Annotated in this window: 6 protein-coding genes; 4 read left to right on the top strand and 2 right to left on the bottom strand. The window is 57.3% G+C overall.

Features of this window, described 5'->3' with window-relative positions:
* Window positions 1–167 precede the first annotated feature (167 nt).
* Complete coding sequence (locus K6T12_RS21140) at window positions 168–1,001, bottom strand: PIN domain-containing protein (protein ID WP_222224959.1); 834 nt, start codon at window positions 999–1,001, stop codon at window positions 168–170.
* A gap of 94 nt (window positions 1,002–1,095) precedes the next feature.
* Here K6T12_RS21140 and K6T12_RS21135 point away from each other — a divergent pair, with 94 nt between their 5' ends.
* The 4 genes from K6T12_RS21135 (at window position 1,096) to K6T12_RS21120 (ending at window position 3,282) form a co-directional block, all read left to right on the top strand.
* The gene (locus K6T12_RS21135) at window positions 1,096–1,410 is read left to right on the top strand and encodes a hypothetical protein (protein ID WP_222224958.1); all 315 of its coding nucleotides are present in this window, start codon (window positions 1,096–1,098) and stop codon (window positions 1,408–1,410) included.
* Window positions 1,411–1,660: 250 nt separating this feature from the next.
* The gene (locus K6T12_RS21130; RefSeq protein ID WP_222224957.1) at window positions 1,661–2,215 is read left to right on the top strand and encodes a thioredoxin family protein; all 555 of its coding nucleotides are present in this window, start codon (window positions 1,661–1,663) and stop codon (window positions 2,213–2,215) included.
* Complete coding sequence (locus tag K6T12_RS21125; RefSeq protein WP_222224956.1) at window positions 2,215–2,454, top strand: hypothetical protein; 240 nt, start codon at window positions 2,215–2,217, stop codon at window positions 2,452–2,454. The genes K6T12_RS21130 and K6T12_RS21125 overlap by 1 nt, the downstream gene beginning before the upstream one ends.
* 108 nt (window positions 2,455–2,562) lie before the next feature.
* Window positions 2,563–3,282 (top strand): ABC transporter permease, encoded by a 720-nt coding sequence (locus K6T12_RS21120; protein ID WP_222224955.1) that lies wholly within the window; start codon window positions 2,563–2,565, stop codon window positions 3,280–3,282.
* A gap of 474 nt (window positions 3,283–3,756) precedes the next feature.
* Here the strand turns inward: K6T12_RS21120 and K6T12_RS21115 are convergent, their stop codons facing one another.
* The gene (locus K6T12_RS21115) at window positions 3,757–5,172 is read right to left on the bottom strand and encodes an NAD(P)/FAD-dependent oxidoreductase (protein ID WP_222224954.1); all 1,416 of its coding nucleotides are present in this window, start codon (window positions 5,170–5,172) and stop codon (window positions 3,757–3,759) included.
* Between the last annotated feature and the right edge of the window lie 565 nt (window positions 5,173–5,737).

Here is a 5,737-nt window from a genome sequence, read left to right as displayed (position 1 = left end):
AGTCGTAGTGCTTGTACCGTGCCATCCCTTGCACCCTCTGCGGTAAAGTTCTATCTGGCGATTGTAGCGGCTTCCAGCTCCGCAGACCAAGGGCTGTAGGACTTATCCGACAGCCTCAACGCCAGAGCGCACCGGCGCACTTTAGTGCGTCCGAGTGACGAGAATTGTTAAACCTCACCTTCATGCTCCGAAGATGTCTGCTCTTGATACTGATGCGTAATGTCTTCAAGAAGCTGATCCTCAGCCTCCTCCATTTCTTTGGTTACAGAAGCATGAACAATTTTCAGGCCAGCTGAAAGTTTATTTGTCAAAACAATCTTTCGTTTCTGACTTACTCTTTGCTTAAATTCTTGTTTAAGCCAGTCATTTAAATATGAGCTGTCTTTGTAAATTACGCCGTAGTCACTATCCCTTGTCACAATAACGATATCTTTACCGCTATCACATGAGCATTTGACTATCCACTCCCAGTTAATAGCATCACCAATTGAGGTGTCGTTATCCTTTCTCGGAGGATATCCTAAAATAAATCGCTTTCTAGCTAGATTCCTGATTTTGAATCGAACTTTGGCTTCACGATTTAAATTGTAGGGTGTATTTTTCTTGAATATCCTTTGCAAAGATTGATAGACAGGGTCATTTTGAATTGGGTTGCTCAATATCTTCTGTATTTTTTCGTTTACTTTTTTATACTGCGAATCGATTTCTTTTCTCTTTTTTTCAATTGTTTTTGACGGCTGTATATTGGAAACCAAGGCAGGGGTCGATAGTTTCCCCCAGTCAGGTTTTGAGAATTGATTAAGAGCCTCAATAATAACCTTCTGGCGATTCTTCTTATACTCCATTTCCACTTGAGAACCAATGATAAGCCGATCTTTGCAGGCCTCCAACTGTTTCAAGTATTTCATACTGACATCGGACTTTCGTATCCGATAGAAATCCAGAAGGATGTTTGTATCAACAAAAAGCAGTGCATCCATTTCGTTATTATTATTCGCCACATTGTCTCCTTTAGGTTTAACATTTTATTATACAGACCTTATAAGCTTTGCTACCTTGCAAGCTCTCAGTATCGTCCATGGAAAGGAGGAACGGATGTACCGCAGAAGCCGTAGATATCAGCAACGGATTGAAAGCCTTGCGAGAGGTCGGGTAGCGAAAGAGAGGGCGAGGCTTGAAGGTCATCATCCTGATTATCCGCCTGAGTTGCCTGAGCTGCGCAGGGTCATTGAGATTACGGATTACGATACGGGCATTCCAGTTACCCATCGGGTTGAACTATACCGCAGCAATCGCATTGATTGCTACAACGTCTGGATCGATGGCGGGCTTTGGCAAAACCGTATTTGCTGGAGCAGGGTATTGGAAGGCGTGCGCAAGGCTCTGCCACGGCGCTGGCGGGATCGTTGAACTTTCTATCTACTGGCGACCGGCCGGTATTGAGTCTTCTCCTTTTCTACTATTCACGTATCGGCCAAGGTGCCGGTGGCGCGATTATGCGAATCGGTCCATGGGACTGGCATCGCTCATATCGGCTTATCAGCGCTGGCTCTCCCCACCTCGGCGGCCATGCTGCTGCCTGAGCGCTTCGCAATCGGCACGCTATCCTTGGTCTGCTACTACTTAAAGAACAGGGTAAGAAAAGAACCAGGAGCGTGCCATGAGTCTGACCCCGTCCAATATGATGCCGCTGGGCACGATCGCGCCGGATTTCGCGTTGCCGGATGTGATCACCCATGAAACCCGGAGTCTGCAGGAGCTGAAGGGTGAGCAGGGCACCCTGGTGATGTTTATCTGCAACCACTGTCCGTTCGTGAAGCATATCGACCCTGGGCTGGTGCAGCTGGGCAAGGATTACCAGTACAGCGGGCTGTCGATCATCGCCATCAGCGCCAATGACGTCGAGAGCTATCCGCAGGATGGCCCGGCGGAGATGGCCAGGAAAGCGCGGGCGCAGGGTTACACCTTTCCCTATCTCTACGACGAGTCGCAGCAGACGGCCAAGGCCTACCAGGCGGCCTGTACGCCGGACCTGTTTCTGTTCGACCAGAACCTGGCCTGTGTCTACCGGGGCCAGTTCGACGATGCCCGGCCGGGTAACGATGTGCCGGTGACCGGTAAGGATCTGCGCGCGGCGATCGACAACCTGTTGGCCGGCAAGCCGATCTCGCCGCAGCAGAAGCCGAGCATGGGCTGTAATATCAAGTGGAAGTGATGGCCGAGCACGCGCCGTTCGAGGTCCGCGCCGAATGCTATGCCGGCTATCGCGGCGAGCAGGAGCCGCGGCGTTTCTTTTTAGGCGAGCGGCAGGTGCAGGTACTGGAGATACTGGACCGCTGGCTGGCGCCGGACCATCGCTACTTCAAAGTACGCGGCGACGACCGGGCGACCTATATCCTGCGCCATGACACGGACCGGGATCGCTGGGAGATGACCCATTTCAGCCGTATCTGAGCTTCCAGCTGAACTGGATTTCCAGGGGAGTGCCATTCGCTACCCGCCAGACGCCCATCTTATGGCATATGCTTCAGGCACCAATCTTGCGATGAGTAAGGAGGGCCGATGACGATTATTTCCTGGGCTGATCTGGCCTGGTGCCTGGTTCCGGTGGTGCTGGTCTGCCTGATATATGTGGCCTGGCACGGCAAACCCAGTGAGATTCTGATCGCTACGGCGCGGATGTCGGTCCAGTTGATCGGCGTGGGCTATGTGCTGGTCGCCATCTTTGAAAATCCCTCGCCCTGGATCAGCCTGGCGATTGTCAGCCTGATGCTGGTGGTGGCCGGCTGGATCGCGATCCGCCCGGTGCGCCATCACCCCGGGTTTTTAGCGCCGGCACTGGTGGCTCTGGCCGGGTCGGTGGGGCTGCACCTGCTGATCTCCGTCAACCTGGTGTTGGATGCCGAAAGCTGGTTTCAGCCGCGGTTGCTGATCCCGCTGGCCGGCATGTACTTTGCCAATACCATGAACGCGATCAGCCTGGCGGCCGAGCGTTATCATGCCGAACTTCATAACGGGCAGCCGGAGCCCAAAGCCAGAATAACCGCGTTTCAGGCGGCGATGATTCCGCAAGTTAACAGCCTGTTGGCGGTCGGCCTGGTGGCGTTGCCGGGGATGATGACCGGCCAGATCCTGGCGGGTGTTTCGCCGCTCACCGCGGTGCGTTACCAGGTGATGATCATGTCGATGGTGCTGGGGGCGTCCGGTGTTGGTACCGCCATCATGCTGTGGCTGCTGGGCAGGAACGGCGTGCCGAAGATGTCTTCGGATGATGCTGGTTGAAGAGGGGAGCTTCGTTGCAGCCCGCTCCGAGGGCGACACCTTCGGGTCCTACCCATTTTGTCGCGGTCAGAGCCCGCTGCTACGAGGGGAGCTTCGTAGCAGCCCGCTCCGAGGGCGACACCTTCGGGCCCTACCCATTTTGTCGCGGTCAGAGCCCGCTGCTACGAGGGGAGCTTTGTAGCAGCCCGCTCCGAGGGCGACACCTTCGGGTCCTACCCACTTTATCGCGGTCAGAGCCCGCTGCTACGGGGGGAGCTTCGTAGCAGCCCGCTCCGAGGGCGACACCTTCGGGCCCTACCCAGTTTGTCGCGGTCAGAGCCCGCTGCTACGAGGGGGGCGCGTCCTTGTAGGGTGGGCACGTTTTTTGTGCCCACGCGGCGATTGTTCACCTGATATCGATATTTCCCGCTAATCAGCGATAAACCATAAAAAAGGCCAGCTGTAGCAGCTGGCCTTTGGTTACTATTTTCCGTGTTAACCCAGTTCGTTCTGGGTGACCGGGAAGCCCATCTTCTCGACCAGGCTGATCCAGGGTTTACGCCAGCCGCCTTTCTCGTCGTAGGTATCCAGCGCGTACATGGTCACCTTGGCGCCGAACCAGCGGAACGGTTCCGGCGGAATGTAGTTCGGCTGCGTGGTGGCGAAGCCCATTTTGGTTTCCGGGATGTCGTCGCCATCCAGGATCGCCAGGCCGACCCGTGCACCGAAGCGGGTGGCGGTCACGCCGAAGCCGGAGTAGCCGCCGGCGTAGATCATGTCGCCGTCGTGGTAGTGCTGGTAATGCACCGCCATCCGGGTGGTCAGGCCGATCGGGCCGCTCCAGGCGTGGGAGAAATTCACGTCCTTCAGGGTCGGGAAGGTGTCGTAGAAGTTCTTCACCAGCATCAGGAAGTTGTCGGCCGACTTGTCATCCTTCGGATCGGTGTTGTTGTTGAAGAAGTAGCCCAGCCGGCCGCCGAACAGGATCCGGTTGTCCGCTGTCAGTCGCATGTAGTTCAGCTGGGTGCGGGTGTCGTAGACGCCCTGGCGGTTCTGCCAGCCGATGGAGGCCAACTGTTCGTCGGTCAGCGGCTCGGTCACCACGATACGGTCGCGGATCGCGGCGACACGGCGGCGGATCTTCTTGCTGCCGGCGGCGAAGGCGTTGGTGGCCAGCAGCACCTTGTTGGCCTTGACCTCGCCTTCCGGGGTGGTCACCATCACGCCCGGTTTCAGGTGACGGGAATCAACCAGCGGGGTGTATTCGTAAATCCGCACGCCCAGCTCTTTGGCGGCGCGCTTCAGGCCCCAGGCCAGCTTGGCCGGGTGCACGGTGCCGCTGCGGCTCTTCGACCAGAGGCCGCCGCAGAACAGCGGCGAGTTCAGTTCGGTGCGCACTTCCTCGGCGTTCAGTAGGTAGGCGTCGTGGCCGTACTGCTTGTACAGCTTGTATTCTTTTGCCAGGTCCTCGACACCGTCTTCGCCGACGGCAACGGTCAGCTCGCCGCCCCATTCGATATCGCAATCGATGTTGTAGCGCGCGATGGTGTCCTTGAAGCCGTCCATGTTCTCTTTGCCGAGCCGTTCGAGCTCATCCATGTCTTCCGGGAAGAAGCGCTGGGCGTTGTCCAGGCCGTGCATCACCGAGGTGGACAGGATCGCCGCCGGACGGCCGGACGCGCCGATGGCGATGCACTGGGCTTCAATCAGCACCACATCGCGGTTCGGGTTCTGCTCTTTGGCGTGGATCGCCGCCCACAGGCCGGTGAAGCCGGCACCGACGATCAGCAGGTCGCAACTGATCGACCCTTTCAGCGCGGGCTCGGGCGCAGGGGCCGCTTCGTTGTCCAACCAGTAGGGGAAAAACTTGGTTTTCAGCAGAGCCTTTTTGGCTTGTTCGAAAGGGTTCATCACGTTGTACCTGTCTTGCATTCTTATTGGCATCGCAGAGCTGCGTATTCAGTGCTTACTATTGCCGTTGCGGGCCTGTGGAGAAATACCTTACTCAGGTAGGTAGGGGGTGAACGGCAGAGGGCATGCGTCGTAGCAGCGTGCTTCGAGGGCGACAGGGTGTGGCAGCGGGTTTTTGGATCCGGTCGCGGATGAATCCCCTCCTACAGTGAAACCGAGCTTGGCAGCAGCCCGCTCTGCGGGCGACGGGGTGTGGCAGCGGGTTTTTGGATCCGGTCGCGGATGAATCCCCTCCTACAGTGATACCGAGCTTGGTAGCAGCCCACTCCGAGGGCGACAGGGTGTGGCAGCGGGGTTAGGGGCCGGTCGCGGATGAATCCCCTCCTACAGTGAAACCGAGCTTGGTAGCAGCCCACTCCGAGGGCGACAGGGTGTGGCAGCGGGGTTAGGGGCCGGTCGCGGATGAATCCCCTCCTACAGTGAAACCGAGCTTGGTAGCAGCCCGCTCTGAGGGCGACTGGGTGTGGCAGCGGGGGTAGGGGCCGGTCGCGGATGAATCCCCTCC

The organism is Marinobacterium arenosum (assembly GCF_019795155.1).
GTDB classification, from domain to species: domain Bacteria; phylum Pseudomonadota; class Gammaproteobacteria; order Pseudomonadales; family Balneatricaceae; genus Marinobacterium_C; species Marinobacterium_C arenosum.
The sequence above is the reverse complement of the archived record's forward strand: the minus strand, read 5'-3'. Positions and strand labels throughout refer to the sequence as shown.

Excerpts from the sequence above, each read along its gene's own strand:
- K6T12_RS21115 (WP_222224954.1), bottom strand. The coding sequence starts at position 5,172 with ATGAACCCTTTCGAACAAGCCAAAAAGGCTCTGCTGAAAACCAAGTTT.
- K6T12_RS21120 (WP_222224955.1), top strand. The coding sequence starts at position 2,563 with ATGACGATTATTTCCTGGGCTGATCTGGCCTGGTGCCTGGTTCCGGTG.
- K6T12_RS21130 (WP_222224957.1), top strand. The coding sequence starts at position 1,661 with ATGAGTCTGACCCCGTCCAATATGATGCCGCTGGGCACGATCGCGCCG.
- K6T12_RS21125 (WP_222224956.1), top strand. The coding sequence starts at position 2,215 with ATGGCCGAGCACGCGCCGTTCGAGGTCCGCGCCGAATGCTATGCCGGC.
- K6T12_RS21135 (WP_222224958.1), top strand. The coding sequence starts at position 1,096 with ATGTACCGCAGAAGCCGTAGATATCAGCAACGGATTGAAAGCCTTGCG.